The following is a 15,256-nucleotide window of genomic DNA, read 5'->3' on the forward strand; positions in this document are numbered from 1 at the left end:
CCATGACGATCACACCTCAGGCACCAACCTCCTCGCCATCCGGCCCCCTGCTCTGGTGGAAACGCCACAGCAAGGTCATCGTTCCGCCGATTCTTGGCATCTTCGGCTTTCTGCTGGCCTGGCAACTGAGTGCCAGCCTGGGCCTCACCCGGCTTCCCGGTCCCCTGAGCCTGTTCACCGAAGAGCGCACCCGCGACCTGCTTCTGTATCCCTTCTATGACCGGGGCGGCCTCGACAAGGGGCTCTTCTGGCAGACGATGGCGAGCCTGGGCCGGGTCGCCCAGGGTTACTTCCTCGCCGCCGTGGTGGGGATCGGCGCCGGCATCGCCGTGGGCCTCAACAAGACCCTCAACCGGGCCTTCGATCCGCTCTTCCAGTTCCTGCGCATGGTGGCGCCCCTGGCCTGGGTGCCGATCGCCCTGGTGATCTTCCAGAAGAACCAGCCGGCCGCCATCTTCGTGATCTTCATCACGGCGGTGTGGCCGATCCTGATCAACACCGCTGAAGGGGTGCGACAGATCCCCCAGGACTATCACAACGTGGCCCTGGTGCTGCAGATGTCGAAGAAGACCTTCTTCACCAAGGTGCTGATTCCTTCGGCACTTCCCTACATCTTCACGGGCCTGCGCATCTCCATCGGCCTGGCCTGGCTGGCCATCATCGCTGCCGAGATCGTGATGAGCGGCATCGTCGGCATCGGCTTCTTCATCTGGGATGCCTATCAGCAGAACTACGTCAGCGACATCCTGCTTGCCGTGCTCTGGATCGGTGGCATCGGCCTGCTGCTGGATCGCCTGATGGCCTGGATCCAGTCGCGCATCTCCCCCGGTCAGTGAGACAGCAGCCATGAACCTGCCCACTGCCCTCAAGTCCTTTGGATGGCTCGAAGCCTGGATGAGCGAAAAGAAGAACGTGATCCGCTTCCTGCTGGGCCGCCTCCTGCTCATGACCGCCATGGTCCTGGCCTTCTGTGTCCTCCACCTTCCCCAAACGTGATCCGCCATGACAGCACTCGTTGATATTCAGAATCTCGAAAAGAACTTTCCCCTCAGCGGCGGTGGCAACTACCAGGCCCTGAAGGGGATCGATCTGGAGATCCGCAAGGGGGAGTTCATCTCCCTGATCGGCCACTCCGGCTGCGGCAAGTCCACCCTGCTCAACATGATCGCCGGTCTGGATCTGCCCACAGGCGGCACTGTTCTCCTTGAGGGGGAAACGGTGAAGCGACCGGGCCCCGACAAGATGGTCGTGTTCCAGAACTATTCCCTGCTCCCCTGGCTCACCGTCCGCCAGAACATTGCGCTTGCTGTCGACGAGGTGATGCCCAATCTGGGCAAGGCCGCCAGGGACGCCCTGGTGGAGGAGCATCTGGACATGGTGGGACTGACCCAGGCCGCCACCAAGCTCCCCGCCCAGCTCTCGGGGGGCATGCGCCAGCGCGTGTCCATCGCCCGGGCCCTGGCGATCAAGCCCAAGCTGCTGCTGCTCGATGAACCCTTCGGGGCCCTCGATGCCCTGACCCGGGGCAACCTGCAGGAAAAGCTGATGCAGATCTGCAACGAGCACGAGCTCACCGCGGTGATGGTTACCCACGACGTGGACGAGGCGGTGCTGCTCTCCGACCGGATCGTGATGCTCACCAACGGACCGGGATCGAAGATCGGCGGCATCCTCGAGGTGGACATCCCGCGGCCCCGCCAGAGGCTCACGGTGATGCACCACCCCAGCTACTACAGCCTGCGCTCGGAAATCATTTACTTCCTCAACCGCCAGAAGCGGGTGAAGCAGTGGCAGGCCCGCCCCCACAAGGTGCTGGCCCGCCACGGTCTGGAGAAGGTCAACCTGGATCTGGGCTTCATCCCCCTGGCCGCCTGCGCCCCCATGGCGGTGGCCGAGGCCAAGGGGTTCTTCACCAAGCACGGTCTCGATGACGTGAATCTGGTGCGGGAAACCAGCTGGCGCGGTGTGGTCGACGGCCTGGTCGACAACACCCTCGATGCCGCGATGATGCCGTCGGGCACGCCCACCTGGATGACAGCCGGTGGCCATGGCGGTCCGCCGCTGCCGATCGTGTCCGCCCTCACCATCAGCCGCAATGGCAACGAGGTGACCCTCGCCAAACGGTTGGCGGAGCAGGGCGTCAGCACCGTGGAGGACTACCGCGCCTGGCTGGGCAGCCATGAACGGGAGCCGCACCGGATCGGCATCGTCCATCCCGCCTCGATGCACAACCTGCTGCTGCGCTACTGGCTGGCGGCCAACGGCATCGATCCAGACAGAGACGTCCACCTGCAGACCCTGCCGCCCGCCCAGATGCTGGCCGACCTCAAGGACGGCTCCATCGACGGCTACTGCATTGGTGAACCCTGGAACTTCCGGGCCGCCAGCAGTGGTCATGGTGTGCCGATCGTGGGCGATCTGGAGATCTGGTCGGGCCATCCCGGCAAGGTGCTCGGTACCCGCGAAGACTGGGCCCAGGCCTACCCCAACACCCACATCGCCCTGACCAAGGCGCTGCTGGAGGCCTGCCGCTACTGCGCTGACCCTGCCCACTGGGCGGAAATGAGCGAGCTGCTCAGCGACCGGCGCTACCTGGGGATCAAGTCCGACCTGATCCGCTTCAGCGCCCAGCCCGGCGACGCCGGAGCCTTCGCCCCCCATGGCGAACCGCACCACCTCTTCTTCGGAGCGGGGCTCAACCGGCCCAGCCGCAGCGAGCACCTCTGGATCCTCACCCAGCTGGCCCGCTGGGCCGAGATCCCCTTCCCCCGCAACTACGTGGAGATCCTCGAGCGGGTCTGCAGCGTGGGGGTGTTCAGCACCGCCGCCCGGGAACTGGGCCTGGAGGACGTGAGCTATCAGCGCAGCGGCATCGAACTGTTCGACGCCCGCCCCTTCAACCCCGAGGACCCGATCGGTTACCTCAACGAGGTGTCCCTGCACCGTGATTTCAGCATCGCCGAAATCCCCATCGGCCAGCCCCGCGCCATCACTGCCTGATCCCTCCTCCGTCCCCCCTAACCCCCATGATCACCACAGCCCCCCAGCCCCTGCTGCGCTTCGAAGGCCTGGGCAAGGTCTACCCCACCCCCACCGGCCCCTATCCGGTGCTGGAGAACGTCAACCTGCAGGTCGAGCAGGGGGAATTCATCTGCGTCATCGGCCATTCCGGCTGTGGCAAATCCACCTTGCTGAACATGGTCTCCGGTTTCGCCAAGCCCAGCTCCGGCCAGGTGTTGCTCAAGGGGGCACCGATCCAGAAGCCCGGCCCCGATCGGATGGTCGTGTTCCAGGGGTACGCCCTGCTGCCCTGGATGACGGCCTACGAGAACGTGTACCTGGCGATCGACGAGGTGAAGCCAGACCTCTCCAGCCGCGAAAAGCGCGAGATCGCCTTGGAGCATCTGGCGATGGTGGGCCTCGACAAGGCCAGTGACAAGAAGATCACCCAGCTCTCCGGTGGCATGAAGCAGCGGGTGGCCATCGCCCGCGCCCTGGCCATCCGCCCGGAAGTGCTCATCCTCGATGAACCCTTCGGGGCCCTCGACGCCATCACCAAGGAGGAACTCCAGGAGGAGCTGCTGCAGATCTGGAACACCCAGAAATGCACCGTGCTGATGATCACCCACGACATCGATGAGGCCATCTTCCTGGCCGATCGGCTGGTGATGATGACCAACGGCCCAGCGGCTTCGATCGGCGAGGTGATGACCATCGACTTCCCCCGGCCCCGCAACCGGGAGGACATCATGGAAGACCCGAAGTACTACGAGCTGCGCAACACCGCCCTCGACTTCCTCTACAACCGCTTCGCCCACGACGATGTGGAATGAGGTCCCGAGAGCGGGGTTGCTGCCTTGACGCGGACATCGCCGTCCCGGATCCCGGTGGCCCTCGCCCTGGCCGCCGCCATCGCCGTTCCCCCTCCGGCGCTGGCCCTTGAGCAGGTCGAGCTGAAGCTGCCGCTGCTGGACACCACCTTCACCATCCGGCTGGCCGAACTGCGCGATCCCCGCGCCCTGCTGGCCGGCGACAGCGACCTGGCCGAGCTCGACCAGGCCACCCGGGGTGCCATCGGGCAACGGATGGTGGAACTGTTCAACACCCCCCTGCCCCTGCAGTCCCTGGATGTGGCCCGCCAGGTGGCCCCCTCACCCCTGGCCCAGCAGGCGCTGCTGCTGCTCTCCTCCCTCGGGGGCGTCGACGGGCTACCGGCCGAAGTCTCCAGTGACACCCTGTTGCAGATTCTCGACCGGGCCGCAGGCCGGGGGACCCTGACGATGCTGGGGGTGCTGCAGGCCATCCCTGGCCACACAGCCACCGTGGATGTCGGCAAGGGCCTGTTCCTGCTGCAGCGGATGAACGGCCAGCTGCGGGCCGCCGCCCAGCTGCAGGAGAGAGAGACCCCGGCGGCCGTGGATCCCGCCCTGGCCGGCCCGGGTCCCCTGCCCGTGCGGCGGGACACCCTGAAGCTGCCGGTGACCTACCGGCCCCTGCCCCTGGAGGTGGTGATGATCCGGCCGTCCCAGCAGGCCTCCGGCCGGCTGGTGGCCATCTCCCACGGGCTCTGGGATGGGCCGGAAAGCTTCGAGGGCTGGGGCCGGCATCTGGCCAGCCACGGCTACACCGTGCTGCTGCCCCGCCACCCCGGCAGCGACCGGACCCAGCAGCAGGACATGCTCTCCGGCAAGGTGCCTCCGCCGGGACCGGCGGAGCTGCGCCTGCGGCCCCTCGACATCTCCGCCCTGATCGATGCGGCGGCGGCGGGGCAACTGGGGCTGCCGCCCGGCGTGAACACCGGTTCGGTGGTGGTGCTGGGCCAGTCCTGGGGGGCCACCACCGCGCTCCAGCTGGCGGGCGCCCGGCCCAGCTCCCAGCAGCTGAAGAAGCGCTGCAACGATCTGCAGGACCCCCAGCGCAACCTCAGCTGGGTGCTGCAGTGCAGCTTCCTCGACGCGATCGACCAGGCGGCCCTGGCCGACCCGCGGGTGAGGGCGGTGGTGGCGGTGAGTCCGCCGATGGCGCTCCTGTTCGCTGCCGAAACCTCCCCTGTGTTCCAGGGTCGGGTGCTGCTGGTGAGCGGCAGCCGCGACTGGGTGGTGCCGCCCGGCCCCGAGGCCATCGCACCGATGGCCCGCATCGCCCGCCAGGCCAAGGAGGGGCATCGCCTCATCCTGGCGAGCGGCGGCGATCACTTCAACATGGGCTCCACCTACGACCAGGGCGGAGGGCCCCTGCGGGGTCTGCTGCTGGGCTGGGTGAACGGAGCCTTCGCCGCGGGTCCAGGGGTCGCCCCGGGCGTGGGCGCCCCGTCCCTGCTGCCCCCGGATGGCTGGGGGGATGGGGTGCTGTCGCTCACGGACGTGAGCGGCCGGCTGGCGAGTTGGAACCCCTGAGCCGACAGGCCCCCCCGTCTGACCCACACTTGACCCCCATGGTTCCAGCCCCTGCCTGATGTCGCCTTGGCCCTCCCCGCCGCCATCGGCCCGCGCCTGGGGCGGAGCCGGCCTGGCTGCCCTGCTCACCCTGGCCGCCCCGTCGGCCCGGGCGGCCGAGCAGGTGGTGTTCGTCAGCGGAGCCTTCCGCCGCTCGATTCCCGTCGCCGACCTGGAGCGGCTGGCCCGTACGGGGGAGGCCGTGGGCCTGCTGGGGGATGCCCTGCGCCTGGGCGGCAAGGATCCTGCCGAGGTCGGCAAGCTGCTGAACCACCGGGTGACGCTGCCGCTGGTGCTGACCACACGGCTGTTGAGCACCGGGTTCGGAGAGACCGCCCTGGAGAAACTGTCCGTGATCATCTACCCCCTCAAGGCGCCGAGGGTGGGGATGGTGGCCCTGCGTTCGGCGACGATCCTGGGACTCCAGTCCGGCTCGGGAAGCCTGTCGGCCGTGGGATTCCTGCGGGCCTATCCGAATGAGGACGTGGCGATCAACCTGCCGGCGCTGCAGTCGGCCCTGCAGGGGCTCAGCGGCATGGGCAACGTCGTCAAGGAGTTCCTGGAATCGGACCTGGGCGCCAACCTCGAGCGGGTGAAGCCCCCCGGGGCGCCGGCCAGATGACCGTCAAGGGGGGTGCCAGCCACGATCCCAGGTCCCTGGGCTTCAGTGATCGCCTCTCAGCGCAGGGTTGCCGCTAAGCCACCAGGGCCATCACAGCGTCGGGCTGGGGCAGAGCGAGCCGCCTCAGGATCGCCACCAGGGCCCCCAGCTGGGGGCCCTCGAGGTGGAACAGACCCTGTTCCACACTGGTGCCACGGGCCGAGAGCACCTCGTGGATGGCCTCGCAGATCGCCAAGGCCTGGGAGTCGGATTCGACGCGACACACCTGCACGGTCTCCAGCTGGCCGCCGGGAGCGGCAGGGCTCGCCGTGGCCTGCAGACGAAACCAGCGCCGGCCATCCGGCATCGGTTGGGCTGTCAGATGCACGACATGGTGGCAAGCCTCGAGCCGCCGGTCCACCGCCCGTCCCAGCTGCAGCGCCAGGTCGCCATCGTGACCCTCACCCAGGCCGATCTGGGCATGAAAGGCGGCTTCGAGCCCCTGCTGCTCGGCATCGGTGGCTTCCCTCTGGCCCCGGCACACCTCGGAGCGCAGGTGCTCCTGCCAGCCATGGGCCACGAACACCGGCAACAGACTGAGGTCATCCGCCGCAAAGGCCCGCTGGAGATTGCCCGGCAGGGTCGCCGGGGTGCCATCGGTGGCGTGGCGGAGCAACCATTCCTGCAGGGGCGTTGCCGGTGCCGCCATGACGTCAACCTATTATTCAACAGACTTTAAGCCTAGCTTCATTTTGTCGTCTGGCCAGCCTCCAGCAGCCAGAGGGCCAGGCCGCCGCCCCGCCCCCGGGCCGCCAGCCACCTGGGGGTCGCCCCCGCCCCGGGGCCCTCGGCGGCGATCAGGGCGAAGAACGGCCGGCGCAGAGGGTCCGGCGCAGGCAGGGCGCGCTCGATCAGCACCCGCCCGCCCAGCAGCAGCCGCAGGCGATCGAAGCTGAAGACCAGGAGGGGCCGGCGGCCCTGAAGCCGCCCAACCCCATCAAAACGAAGCTCCAGGGCACCGAGGCGAACGCTGTTCACCAACCGCATCGTCTCGCCGCCTTGATCCGCCCCGTCGAGCGCCAGCTGCAGGCGAGCCGACAGACCCCGCAGCAGGGCGGCACCGAACGCGGCGGGCCGCAGGCTGCCCTTGCCCCAGATCCGCTCCAGTCGCCAGGAACCGATCAGCGCCGCCTGGTTGAGACCGCTGCCCTCCCGGCGGCTGCGTCGCTCGCGCTCCAGTAACCACTGGGCCTCGGGAATCACGGCAGAGCGCCTCGGGTAGCAAGGCCTAACGGTAGGGACGCCCAGCCGCCCGGCGCCCCGCCGCTTCGCAATCCCCAGCTGCTATTGAGAATCGCTTGCAAAAGGGCCCCTTCGGCGTCTAGGTTGCGAGCAGTTCGCAATAAGGGCGCTCCTCTCCGATGCGCTATCGCTTCCTTCCCGACGACCCCGTCAGCGCCGTGCGCATGCCGGCCGGCCATACGGTGCTGCTCGACCCCACCCCCAGGCCCGGTGGTTCCTGTCTGGAGGTGCTCGACGGCATCGCCCGCGTCTACTGCCCCTGCGAGGAGACCGAGGGCATGACCCTGGCCTTCCTCCAGTCCGGCGACCAGCTGCGCACCGACCGGCTCTGCAGTGAAGGCGTCTGCGTTGAGGCCCTCACCCCCCTGTGCTTCCGCAGTGATGCCGAACCGATCGAGGGGCACGGCTTTGATCCCGTCAACGAGTGGACCCTGCAGTTGCTGCGCATCCGCCACCTCGGCAGCGCCGAACTGCGGCTCCATGCCCTGCTCTCGCTGCTCGTACGCCGCCTCGGCCGCCGCTGCGGGCCCTGGTGCGATCTGCCCTTCCGCCTCACCCACGAGCGCATCGGCGAACTGATCGGCACCACCAGGGTCACCACCACCCGGCTGATCTCCCGCATCCGCGCCGCCGAGCTGCTGCAGGTCCCCAGCGGTGAAGCCGGCCTGCGCCTGGCGCCGGCCCTGGTCGATGGCGCTCCCCTGGCCGCCTGACCCGTGATGCCAACCACCTGCCAAGCCTCCGAGAGCCTGATCGGCAGCCTCTGCCGCGAGATGGCCGCCCTGCGCCAGAGCTGGCAGCTGCTGAACGGGCACCTGACCACCTGCCGCGACTCCCAGCTGCGCCAGCGCCTCGGGCGGGAAGCGGCGCACCTGCAGCGGCGCCGACTGGCTATCCAGGGGCTGGCCCGCACCATGGCGCGGCTGCCCCTGCGCGATCCCCTCGGGGCGAGCTTTCTGCTGGAGGTGGCCAGCAGGCCCCTGCCCGGCTGAAGGACTGGGCAGGGGCGCAGCTCCGATCAGGCCAGGGCGGCCGCCGACGGCTGGGCCGACGCCAGCTCCCCGTCGATCAGCAGCATGGACGCCGCCTCCAAACGGCCGAAGCGGACCCGACCCAGCAGGTGAGCCGCTTCGTTTTCGGCAGCGATCTGGCCCTGAATCAGGGGGTCGAGGAAGACGGTGCTGCGCACGTCCCCGGCACGCTCAGCCATGGAATAGAGGAGCTGCAGGGAGGTGGTGACGTCGGCCTCCAGCCGGAAGGCGTCGGCCAGGAGCGCCTCGGCATCGCTCCACTGCTGGCCAGGGGCCGGCAGGTCACCCAGATGCACCGTCTGACCGCGGGCGATCAGGTAGTCGGCCACCAGAGCGGCATGGTGCTGCTCACCCCGGGATTCCTCCAGGAGGTAAGCGGCGAATCCGCGCAGTTCCCGCTCGCAGAACCAGAGGGCCATGGCCCAGTAGGCGGCGCTGGCCTTGCGCTCCAGGCCCAGGTGCTCCTGCAGGCCCTCCAGCAGCGCGGCCTCCATGGGCAGGGCCATGGCCCTGCCGGCGGGGCCGGTGGCGACGGCGTTCTGGGCCAGGGAGGAGGTGGAGAAGGTCATGACGATCGGCCTGGGGGAACGACCCATTCACCGTCGGTTCAATGTAAGGAGGCCGGCGACGATCCGACCCGCTGCGGTAGCAGCGGGCGAACAGCGGCCCAGACTTGGTGAACCCTGCAGCCTCCCCATGGCCGGTGCCATCGACCATGGCCTGCGTCTGCGCAGCCTCTGGATCGCCTGGCTGCTGGCCATGCTGTTCCACGTCAATCTGGGGCTGATGCCCCTGTTCCACGGGATCTCGCCGGAGATCGACAGCCACGTGCCGGTCGCCCAGCTGCCGTTGCTGTTCGGGGCGATGCTGGGTTACTTCCTGCTGCCTCTGGCGGCGTTGGTGCTGATCGCCTACGCCGCCAGCGATCCATCGCACCCCGGCCGCTGGCGCCGCTGGCGCCTCTGCCACTTCTGGTTCAGCTTCGGGTACACCCTGACCAACATCCCCCATCTAGCGGCCGACATCCTGGTGCCCGACGCCCGGATCGATCAGATCGTGCTGATGCTGGCCATGGTGGTGATCGGCCTGCTGATCAACCGTGAGGGCTGGCTCTGGTGGCGTCTGGGGCCGTAGCTGCCAACCCCAGCAACGTGGCCACATGGGCCGCGCTGGCCGACGCCAGACCCTCGAGGTCGTAGCCGCCCTCCAGGACGGACACCAGCCGCCCCTGGGCCGACTGGGCGGCGATGTCAAGCATCAGCTGGGTCAGGGCGGAGAAGTCGCGATCCTCCAGCCGGAAATCCCCCAGGGGATCGCCGCCCCTGGAGTCGAAGCCCGCCGAGATCAGCACGAACTCCGGGGCGAACGCCTCGGCCAGGGGCACCAGCCCGTCGCGCCAGGCGGCCAGCAGCTGCCGGCCCGTCGTGCCGGCCGGCAGGGGGCAGTTGCAGGTGAAGCCGGCTCCAGGCCCCTCACCCCGCTCCAACCGGGTGCCGGACCCTGGGTAGAACGGGGCCTGATGGCTGCTGAAGAACAGCACCGAAGGATCGCGCCAGAAGATGTCCTGGGTGCCGTTGCCGTGGTGCACATCCCAGTCGACGATGAGAATCCGCTCCAGTCCATGCACCGCCTGCAGATGGCGGGCGGCAATGGCCACGTTGTTGTAGATGCAGAAGCCCATGCCGCGGGTGGCGCTGGCGTGGTGCCCCGGGGGCCGCACGACCGCAAAGGCCTGGCGCACCCGCCCCTCCATGACAGCCTCCACCGCCGCCAGCACACCGCCGGCGGCCAGCCGGGCGGTCCGCTCGGAGTGGGCGCTGATGGCCGTATCGCCGGTGGAGAGCTGGTCGCGGCCCGCCAGGATGTCGTCCTGAACGCGCTGCAGATACTGCGGGGTGTGGCAGCGCAGCAACTCTCTCTCCGTGGCCGGGCGCGGAGGGATCAGCAGACAGCGGCCCAGCAGTCCGGCTCGCTCCAGCCCCTGGATCACGGCGTCAACCCGGGCGGGACATTCCGGATGCCAGGCCCCTGTGGCGTGCTCCCGGTATGTGGCGCTGCAGAGGAGGCCGGTGCCGGGGCCTGGCGTCGGTGGGTGTGACTTCAGTGGGGCAGCAGGCACACCGAGCTGGCATTCCCCTTGACCCCTACCGCTCGGCTCGGGATCTGGGGCAGCCATTCCGGACAGGGAGATACCCCATCTTGCTGCATGGCCATGGCATCGGCCGAGAGTTGCTCCGTGAGCACGACCCCCAGCGAATCCCTCGCCCAGACTTCCACATCACTGGCTGGGGGGCAGTGGAACGTGAGCACTTCGAAGGGAAACACCACCCTTTCCAGAAAGAAATCGTCTGGCCCACAGCAGCGGATGATCCGCATGCGTTCGGAACAGTTGCGATAGCTACATAGCAAAACGTCCATGACATCCTCCATCCCGCCCAGACATCCACCCACGGACAGCACCGGAAGTCAGTGACCGATGCGACGAAGACTTGGGAATGAGTGTTTGTACTGCGTATGGAACGGCTCAGCTGCGGCGCAGCCAGTTCGGCGCCCCGGAGAACCAGTCGCCCAGATCGTCCCGATTGGGATTGAAGGACCTGCTGTCACTGGATTCCCCCAGATCCATCTGCACCATGAAGCGCTCGAGTTCCGTGTCCGGCTCCGCCCGCTGCTGCGTCCGCTGGGCCCGTCGCAACCAGCTCCAGACGCTGGCATCGCGATCAGCGAACTTCTGTACATAGATCCGCTCGCTTAAACTGATTGGCTGGCAATCGGCAATTCTGCCGATGATGTCCTGCAGCCGCAGACGGGTGCTGGGTGTAAGCATCTGTCGATCATCCAGTGGCGGAAGATCTAGCGGGTCTGATGAATCGGATGGTGCCGATGGCCACAGAATGCGGTGGCCTGTCAGGACTTGCCGAAAGTCAGCCGCGGGGCACGCCGGCGCCGTGGAAGCTCCCCCGGCACCAGAATCGAAGCGCGACTCAGGGCACCCAAGTCCCAGGCTTTTGTCCCATGCCCACCCCCTCTGCGCTGAGCGACCCTGCCGCGCAACCGCCGGGTCCGGAGCAGCCACCGCTGCTGCTCGTCTACGACGGCGGCTGTCCGTTCTGCCGCCACTTCGCCCTGAGCAGTGAACTGCGCAGCGGCATCACCAACCTGCGCATCGTCGACGGGCGGGCCGACACGGACCTGCGCCGGGAGTTGCGGGCACGGGGCCTGCCCCTGGCGGAGGGGGCGGTTCTGCTCCAGGGAGAGAGGGCCTGGCATGGGGCCGAGGCGGTGCGGCATCTGTGCGGCCTGATGCGCCCCAGCGATCCGCTGCTGCGGTTGCTGGTGCCCCTGTTCGACGGGCCCTCCCGCAGCGAACGGCTCTATCCCCTGCTGCTGGGGGCGCGGCGCCTGGCCCTGGCCTGGAAGGGCCTGCCGCTGGATCCCGACAGGCCCTGAAGGGCACGGCTCGAGGGGGGGACCAGGGGCTCAAGGCAGCGGCGGCAGGGGCGCCCGTCCCGCCACGGAGGCTCCCGTTCCGATCGGTTGCAGCAGGGGCGAGGGGTCCACCGCCACCAGTCGCCCCTGCCGCCTCTGGCGCCATTCGAAATGCAGATGGGCCGTGCTGGCCGATCCGCTGCTGCCCACCCGACCGAGGCTCTGCCCAGCAGCCAGGGTTTCGCCCGGCAGCACCGCCACGTCCAGCAGGTGGGCATAGAGGCTCTGCCAACCCAGGCCATGGTCGACCACCACAAGCAGCCCATAGCCACCGACCTCAGCCACCAGGCGCACGGTGCCCGGCAGCACGGAGAACACCGGCGTGCCCTCCGGGACGATCAGGTCGAGACCGGTGTGCATCCGCCAGGCGTTGCGGGAGTCGGCCAGCCGCCAGCCGAAGGAGGCCTGTTCCGTGGGCTGTTGCCCCAGGGGGTAGCCCAGAGCTCCGGCCTGCACGGCCGGCAGCACCCCGACTGCCGCCGGCCGGTAGCGGGCGCGCAGCGACTCCGGCAGGCGGTCGTTCTGTCCAAGATCCCCCACCGGCACCTCCAGGGGAACCTCCGTCGGCCGGGGCGGCAGCTCGCCCGTGGCCAGCACAGGCAGCGGCAGCAGCGACAACGGCACCAGCCAGGGCCATGCCAGTGCGCCCAGAACGCGTCGAAACCGGGAGGCCATCCGCCTTGTTCCATAGAGCCGTGAAGGCCTTGGTAACGCCCCCGGGCGTTGCTGCCAAGGCGTCGCCGCCGTTCGGTGGACAACTCAGCTCCCGGCTGGAGTCTCCGTAACCTCGGGCAGGATCACCATGGCGTTGGCGATGGCGGAGTCCATCACGATCCGCAGGGCCAGACAGGGATCGATCACCTCCCGTCCCATGGTGATGGCCTTCTGGGCCAGCAGGCCGTACAGGATCGGCCATTCCGCCGGGTCCGGGCAGAAGCGCAGCACCATCGGCAACAGGGCCGGCCAGAGGCTCGGCAGCGACTGCAGGGAGTCCGGGGACGGCAGGTGCCGGCTGGGCACCTGCGGCACACCGAAGGTCTCCTGGCCCAGGCTGTCCATGCCGTGACGCCATAGTGCCAGCGGATCCGGCAACGCCGTGCAGCCCGCCTGCTGGGCGGCGGCGGCGGCCAGCCCCCAGGTGGAGTAGCGCTCCTGGAACAATCCCTGGGCCAGGCCCTCACCGACGAGAAAGGAGCCCCCGTCCCGGGTGCCGACCACGTGCAGTCCCTCCGGCTCCATCTGGCCCACCGCCCGGGCGCGGGCCCTCAGGCTCGCCTGCCAGGCGTGGCCCGCCAGGGCGCCGCACACGGCCAGGAGCGATTCGACATGCACGCCCCTGTCCGTGGCCATGGCCTGCAGCAGCCGGCGACTGACCTCTTCGGCGCCGATCTTGGCCCCCACCAGGGGGTCCTGCGCCCGGCGGGCGGTGATGGCCTCATCCAGGGGATCACGGGAGGGAGCTGTCATGGCCAATGACGGGGGGAAGGAGATCCAGCACCAGCATTCCCGACCGACGTCGGGGCCGTGGTGGCCGGGAGATCCCGTCGCGGGGGATGGACCACCACCGTGCCGGCGAGCTTGTCGTGCCAGGCCTGGCGGCGGGGATCCCACAGCACCCAGAAGAACCCCAGCAAGAGGGGCACGGTGGACAGGACATAGCCGACATAACGCAGACACCTCTGGCGCAGACTCGGCTCACCGCCGGAATCGGCATCCACGATCCGCAGGCGCAGCATCAACTTGCCGGGGGTGCCCTGCTTCCAGCGCCAGAAGAGAATCACCAGCACAGCTGAGAACAGGGTGCTGAGAGCAAGAACGGCCGTTTCGCTGGGAAGCACAACGAGAAGGAATGGAAACGGTGCCGTGATCAGCAGCATCAGCACCGAGTCGATCAACGTGGCGGCCGTGCGTATCCCGAATCCGGCATACACCTCGGCCGGGGTAGGGGAAGGAACACGGATCACCATGGCGCCATCTTCCCGTGGCGACAGCACGAACGGCCACAGCGGTGTTAGGACGGGTTCGATTTGCTCCCCTTGGCCCATGCGAGCCCTCTCCTTCTTTTTCGCCTTGATGGTGGGTCTGGCCCTCGCCTTTTTCGCCCCGGCGATGGCCGGCGGGCGTGCTCAGGCACCTGAAGCGATGATGGCCCCTGAGGCTGCCGAGATCAGCACCGAATCCAGCGATCAGCTGGCTGCCGATCTGCTGGCCGAACTGAGCATCGATCTGGCCCCATCCCTCGACGCCGCCTCCCTAGACGCCGCCGCCCTCGACGCCTCGGTCTGAGGCACGCCCACCCACCAACGCACCGGCCGAGCTGGCACCTGAACCCATGGCTCGCACCTTGTTCGACCCACGCGTTTCCTTGCTGTCCCTCCGACCGGCAACGGCCAGCAGCCCCGCCGAGGAAGGTCCCCAGGACCCACCCAAAAAAGGCTTTGCCATGCGCTCCGGTGGCAAAGCCAAGCCTGCTGGAACCAAGGGACGGCGCAAGAAAGGCACGGGCCTCTCCGCCGCCGACCACGGGCCTCTGGGCCGCAGTCCGGGCCTTGAGGCGATTGAAGCCCGCTCCAGACTTGGCTTGGCCCTGTCAGGACGTCTGCGCGAATCGGACGTCACCGTGGCCTGGAAGCAGGCCGCCGCCGAGCATCACCCTGACCGAGGCGGCCGCCACGACACGATGCAGGCCGTCAACGGCGCCAGGGACGTGCTGCTTGGTCGCGGCCTCAGCTGACGCCTAGATGACACCCGGAACCAGCCACCAGCTGCTCTGGCGGTAGGCCTCGAACCCGGGGTAGCGCTCTGCCATCGCGGCCTCCTTCTGGATCATCCGGGGCAGATACAGCGCCAGCACCGAGGCGGGCAGCAACCAGGCCCAGGGCGAACCGGCGATCACCGCAAAGCTGCTGTAGCGCAGCAGGTCGCCCAGATAATTGACATGGCGGACACGGCGCCAGGCCCCGTCCGCCACCAGGGTGGCGCCCAGCTCCTTGGCCGTTCCTTTCTGCACATCTGCTGCCGTGTTAAGGAGCGATCCGAAGATGTAGAAGCTGAGCCCCAGGGCGATGGTCAGCGGCTGCAGGGGCTGGTCGTTGGCCATCGCCAGCCAGCCCGGCAGGGCATAGAAGATCCCGACATAGAGCACCACCACGGCGGCCTGCAGCGGCCCGACCACCTCGGTGAACAGCTGGCGCGAACGCCAGGGGAACAGCTGCTCTTCGAGCAACCACCAGAGGCAGTAGCTGAGATGCAGGGAGAGGTAGATCACCACTCTGGGAGACTCCAGCCCCAGCACCAGGGCCGGGATCAGCAGCGCCACCATGGTGGTCACCTTGGCGATGTTGATGGCTTGCAGCTGGGTCATCCAGGGCCGAAGGGGGCCATCCATGCTGGCAGGG

Annotated in this window: 22 protein-coding genes; 12 read left to right on the plus strand and 10 right to left on the minus strand. The window is 68.3% G+C overall.

Annotated elements, in window-relative coordinates; all coding sequences use genetic code 11:
• The first annotated feature begins 2 nt into the window (after positions 1-2).
• The 6 genes from ntrB to KBZ12_RS11370 are packed head-to-tail and all read left to right on the plus strand — an operon-like array spanning position 3 to position 6,057.
• Complete coding sequence (ntrB, locus tag KBZ12_RS11345; RefSeq protein WP_254958068.1) at positions 3-836, plus strand: nitrate ABC transporter permease; 834 nt, start codon at positions 3-5, stop codon at positions 834-836.
• Between the two features lie 10 nt (positions 837-846).
• Positions 847-996: a hypothetical protein gene (locus KBZ12_RS11350; protein ID WP_254958069.1), complete on the plus strand. Its 150-nt coding sequence runs from the start codon at positions 847-849 to the stop codon at positions 994-996.
• 6 nt (positions 997-1,002) lie between these two features.
• Positions 1,003-3,000 carry a nitrate ABC transporter ATP-binding protein gene (locus tag KBZ12_RS11355; RefSeq protein ID WP_254958070.1) on the plus strand — a complete coding sequence of 666 codons (1,998 nt, stop codon included), beginning with the start codon at positions 1,003-1,005 and terminating at the stop codon, positions 2,998-3,000.
• Between the two features lie 26 nt (positions 3,001-3,026).
• Positions 3,027-3,833: a nitrate ABC transporter ATP-binding protein gene (locus KBZ12_RS11360; RefSeq protein WP_254958071.1), complete on the plus strand. Its 807-nt coding sequence runs from the start codon at positions 3,027-3,029 to the stop codon at positions 3,831-3,833.
• A gap of 54 nt (positions 3,834-3,887) precedes the next feature.
• Positions 3,888-5,396, plus strand: coding sequence for a dienelactone hydrolase (locus KBZ12_RS11365; protein ID WP_254958072.1), 1,509 nt, complete (start codon positions 3,888-3,890; stop codon positions 5,394-5,396).
• 58 nt (positions 5,397-5,454) lie between these two features.
• Positions 5,455-6,057, plus strand: a complete 603-nt coding sequence (locus KBZ12_RS11370) for an alpha/beta hydrolase (RefSeq protein ID WP_254958073.1) — start codon at positions 5,455-5,457, stop codon at positions 6,055-6,057.
• Positions 6,058-6,130: 73 nt separating this feature from the next.
• Here KBZ12_RS11370 and KBZ12_RS11375 read toward each other — a convergent pair whose 3' ends face one another.
• A complete protein-coding gene (locus KBZ12_RS11375; protein WP_254958074.1) occupies positions 6,131-6,745 on the minus strand; it encodes a hypothetical protein in 615 nt (204 codons plus the stop codon).
• Positions 6,746-6,783: 38 nt separating this feature from the next.
• On the minus strand, positions 6,784-7,299 hold the full coding sequence (locus tag KBZ12_RS11380) for a hypothetical protein (protein ID WP_254958075.1): 516 nt from the start codon (positions 7,297-7,299) through the stop codon (positions 6,784-6,786).
• 158 nt (positions 7,300-7,457) lie between these two features.
• Between KBZ12_RS11380 and KBZ12_RS11385 the strand changes: the two genes are divergently transcribed.
• Both KBZ12_RS11385 and KBZ12_RS11390 read left to right on the plus strand, forming a co-directional pair.
• The gene (locus tag KBZ12_RS11385; RefSeq protein ID WP_254958076.1) at positions 7,458-8,051 is read left to right on the plus strand and encodes a helix-turn-helix domain-containing protein; all 594 of its coding nucleotides are present in this window, start codon (positions 7,458-7,460) and stop codon (positions 8,049-8,051) included.
• Between the two features lie 6 nt (positions 8,052-8,057).
• Complete coding sequence (locus KBZ12_RS11390; RefSeq protein WP_254958077.1) at positions 8,058-8,330, plus strand: hypothetical protein; 273 nt, start codon at positions 8,058-8,060, stop codon at positions 8,328-8,330.
• Positions 8,331-8,356: 26 nt separating this feature from the next.
• Here the strand turns inward: KBZ12_RS11390 and KBZ12_RS11395 are convergent, their stop codons facing one another.
• Positions 8,357-8,938 (minus strand): ferritin, encoded by a 582-nt coding sequence (locus tag KBZ12_RS11395; protein WP_254958078.1) that lies wholly within the window; start codon positions 8,936-8,938, stop codon positions 8,357-8,359.
• A 127-nt stretch (positions 8,939-9,065) separates the two neighbouring features.
• Here KBZ12_RS11395 and KBZ12_RS11400 point away from each other — a divergent pair, with 127 nt between their 5' ends.
• Complete coding sequence (locus KBZ12_RS11400; RefSeq protein ID WP_254958079.1) at positions 9,066-9,503, plus strand: hypothetical protein; 438 nt, start codon at positions 9,066-9,068, stop codon at positions 9,501-9,503.
• On the opposite strand, the gene KBZ12_RS11405 is transcribed toward KBZ12_RS11400, so the two are convergent.
• From KBZ12_RS11405 to KBZ12_RS11415, 3 genes are all read right to left on the minus strand, one after another.
• Complete coding sequence (locus KBZ12_RS11405) at positions 9,463-10,359, minus strand: histone deacetylase (protein WP_254958080.1); 897 nt, start codon at positions 10,357-10,359, stop codon at positions 9,463-9,465. The two genes, KBZ12_RS11400 and KBZ12_RS11405, sit on opposite strands and share 41 nt — an antisense overlap.
• 110 nt (positions 10,360-10,469) lie before the next feature.
• Positions 10,470-10,799, minus strand: coding sequence for a DUF1830 domain-containing protein (locus tag KBZ12_RS11410; RefSeq protein WP_315859423.1), 330 nt, complete (start codon positions 10,797-10,799; stop codon positions 10,470-10,472).
• 94 nt (positions 10,800-10,893) lie between these two features.
• Positions 10,894-11,196, minus strand: coding sequence for a hypothetical protein (locus KBZ12_RS11415; protein ID WP_254958082.1), 303 nt, complete (start codon positions 11,194-11,196; stop codon positions 10,894-10,896).
• 188 nt (positions 11,197-11,384) lie between these two features.
• On the opposite strand from KBZ12_RS11415, the gene KBZ12_RS11420 reads away from it, so the two are divergent.
• On the plus strand, positions 11,385-11,819 hold the full coding sequence (locus KBZ12_RS11420) for a DCC1-like thiol-disulfide oxidoreductase family protein (RefSeq protein WP_254958083.1): 435 nt from the start codon (positions 11,385-11,387) through the stop codon (positions 11,817-11,819).
• Between the two features lie 30 nt (positions 11,820-11,849).
• On the opposite strand, the gene KBZ12_RS11425 is transcribed toward KBZ12_RS11420, so the two are convergent.
• The 3 genes from KBZ12_RS11425 to KBZ12_RS11435 all read right to left on the minus strand — a co-directional run bounded on the left by KBZ12_RS11425 (position 11,850) and on the right by KBZ12_RS11435 (position 13,825).
• Complete coding sequence (locus KBZ12_RS11425; RefSeq protein WP_254958084.1) at positions 11,850-12,482, minus strand: M23 family metallopeptidase; 633 nt, start codon at positions 12,480-12,482, stop codon at positions 11,850-11,852.
• Positions 12,483-12,617: 135 nt separating this feature from the next.
• Positions 12,618-13,325: a hypothetical protein gene (locus tag KBZ12_RS11430; RefSeq protein WP_254958085.1), complete on the minus strand. Its 708-nt coding sequence runs from the start codon at positions 13,323-13,325 to the stop codon at positions 12,618-12,620.
• Entirely contained in the window at positions 13,322-13,825 is a 504-nt protein-coding gene (locus KBZ12_RS11435; RefSeq protein ID WP_254958086.1) for an RDD family protein, read from the minus strand. Before KBZ12_RS11435 ends, KBZ12_RS11430 begins: the two co-directional genes overlap by 4 nt.
• Positions 13,826-13,901: 76 nt before the next feature.
• Between KBZ12_RS11435 and KBZ12_RS11440 the strand changes: the two genes are divergently transcribed.
• Complete coding sequence (locus KBZ12_RS11440; RefSeq protein WP_254958087.1) at positions 13,902-14,144, plus strand: hypothetical protein; 243 nt, start codon at positions 13,902-13,904, stop codon at positions 14,142-14,144.
• Between the two features lie 79 nt (positions 14,145-14,223).
• Positions 14,224-14,592: a molecular chaperone DnaJ gene (locus KBZ12_RS11445; protein ID WP_254958088.1), complete on the plus strand. Its 369-nt coding sequence runs from the start codon at positions 14,224-14,226 to the stop codon at positions 14,590-14,592.
• Between the two features lie 3 nt (positions 14,593-14,595).
• Here KBZ12_RS11445 and KBZ12_RS11450 read toward each other — a convergent pair whose 3' ends face one another.
• Complete coding sequence (locus KBZ12_RS11450; protein WP_254958089.1) at positions 14,596-15,222, minus strand: isoprenylcysteine carboxylmethyltransferase family protein; 627 nt, start codon at positions 15,220-15,222, stop codon at positions 14,596-14,598.
• Between the last annotated feature and the right edge of the window lie 34 nt (positions 15,223-15,256).

Origin of the sequence: Cyanobium sp. Cruz CV13-4-11 (assembly GCF_024346055.1) — a bacterium.
Classification (GTDB): domain Bacteria; phylum Cyanobacteriota; class Cyanobacteriia; order PCC-6307; family Cyanobiaceae; genus Cyanobium.

Excerpts from the sequence above, each read along its gene's own strand:
- ntrB (WP_254958068.1), top strand. The coding sequence starts at position 3 with ATGACGATCACACCTCAGGCACCAACCTCCTCGCCATCCGGCCCCCTG.
- KBZ12_RS11350 (WP_254958069.1), top strand. The coding sequence starts at position 847 with ATGAACCTGCCCACTGCCCTCAAGTCCTTTGGATGGCTCGAAGCCTGG.
- KBZ12_RS11355 (WP_254958070.1), top strand. The coding sequence starts at position 1,003 with ATGACAGCACTCGTTGATATTCAGAATCTCGAAAAGAACTTTCCCCTC.
- KBZ12_RS11360 (WP_254958071.1), top strand. The coding sequence starts at position 3,027 with ATGATCACCACAGCCCCCCAGCCCCTGCTGCGCTTCGAAGGCCTGGGC.
- KBZ12_RS11370 (WP_254958073.1), top strand. The coding sequence starts at position 5,455 with ATGTCGCCTTGGCCCTCCCCGCCGCCATCGGCCCGCGCCTGGGGCGGA.
- KBZ12_RS11375 (WP_254958074.1), bottom strand. The coding sequence starts at position 6,745 with ATGGCGGCACCGGCAACGCCCCTGCAGGAATGGTTGCTCCGCCACGCC.
- KBZ12_RS11385 (WP_254958076.1), top strand. The coding sequence starts at position 7,458 with ATGCGCTATCGCTTCCTTCCCGACGACCCCGTCAGCGCCGTGCGCATG.
- KBZ12_RS11390 (WP_254958077.1), top strand. The coding sequence starts at position 8,058 with ATGCCAACCACCTGCCAAGCCTCCGAGAGCCTGATCGGCAGCCTCTGC.
- KBZ12_RS11395 (WP_254958078.1), bottom strand. The coding sequence starts at position 8,938 with ATGACCTTCTCCACCTCCTCCCTGGCCCAGAACGCCGTCGCCACCGGC.
- KBZ12_RS11400 (WP_254958079.1), top strand. The coding sequence starts at position 9,066 with ATGGCCGGTGCCATCGACCATGGCCTGCGTCTGCGCAGCCTCTGGATC.
- KBZ12_RS11410 (WP_315859423.1), bottom strand. The coding sequence starts at position 10,799 with ATGGAGGATGTCATGGACGTTTTGCTATGTAGCTATCGCAACTGTTCC.
- KBZ12_RS11415 (WP_254958082.1), bottom strand. The coding sequence starts at position 11,196 with ATGCTTACACCCAGCACCCGTCTGCGGCTGCAGGACATCATCGGCAGA.
- KBZ12_RS11420 (WP_254958083.1), top strand. The coding sequence starts at position 11,385 with ATGCCCACCCCCTCTGCGCTGAGCGACCCTGCCGCGCAACCGCCGGGT.
- KBZ12_RS11430 (WP_254958085.1), bottom strand. The coding sequence starts at position 13,325 with ATGACAGCTCCCTCCCGTGATCCCCTGGATGAGGCCATCACCGCCCGC.
- KBZ12_RS11435 (WP_254958086.1), bottom strand. The coding sequence starts at position 13,825 with ATGGTGATCCGTGTTCCTTCCCCTACCCCGGCCGAGGTGTATGCCGGA.
- KBZ12_RS11440 (WP_254958087.1), top strand. The coding sequence starts at position 13,902 with ATGCGAGCCCTCTCCTTCTTTTTCGCCTTGATGGTGGGTCTGGCCCTC.
- KBZ12_RS11450 (WP_254958089.1), bottom strand. The coding sequence starts at position 15,222 with ATGACCCAGCTGCAAGCCATCAACATCGCCAAGGTGACCACCATGGTG.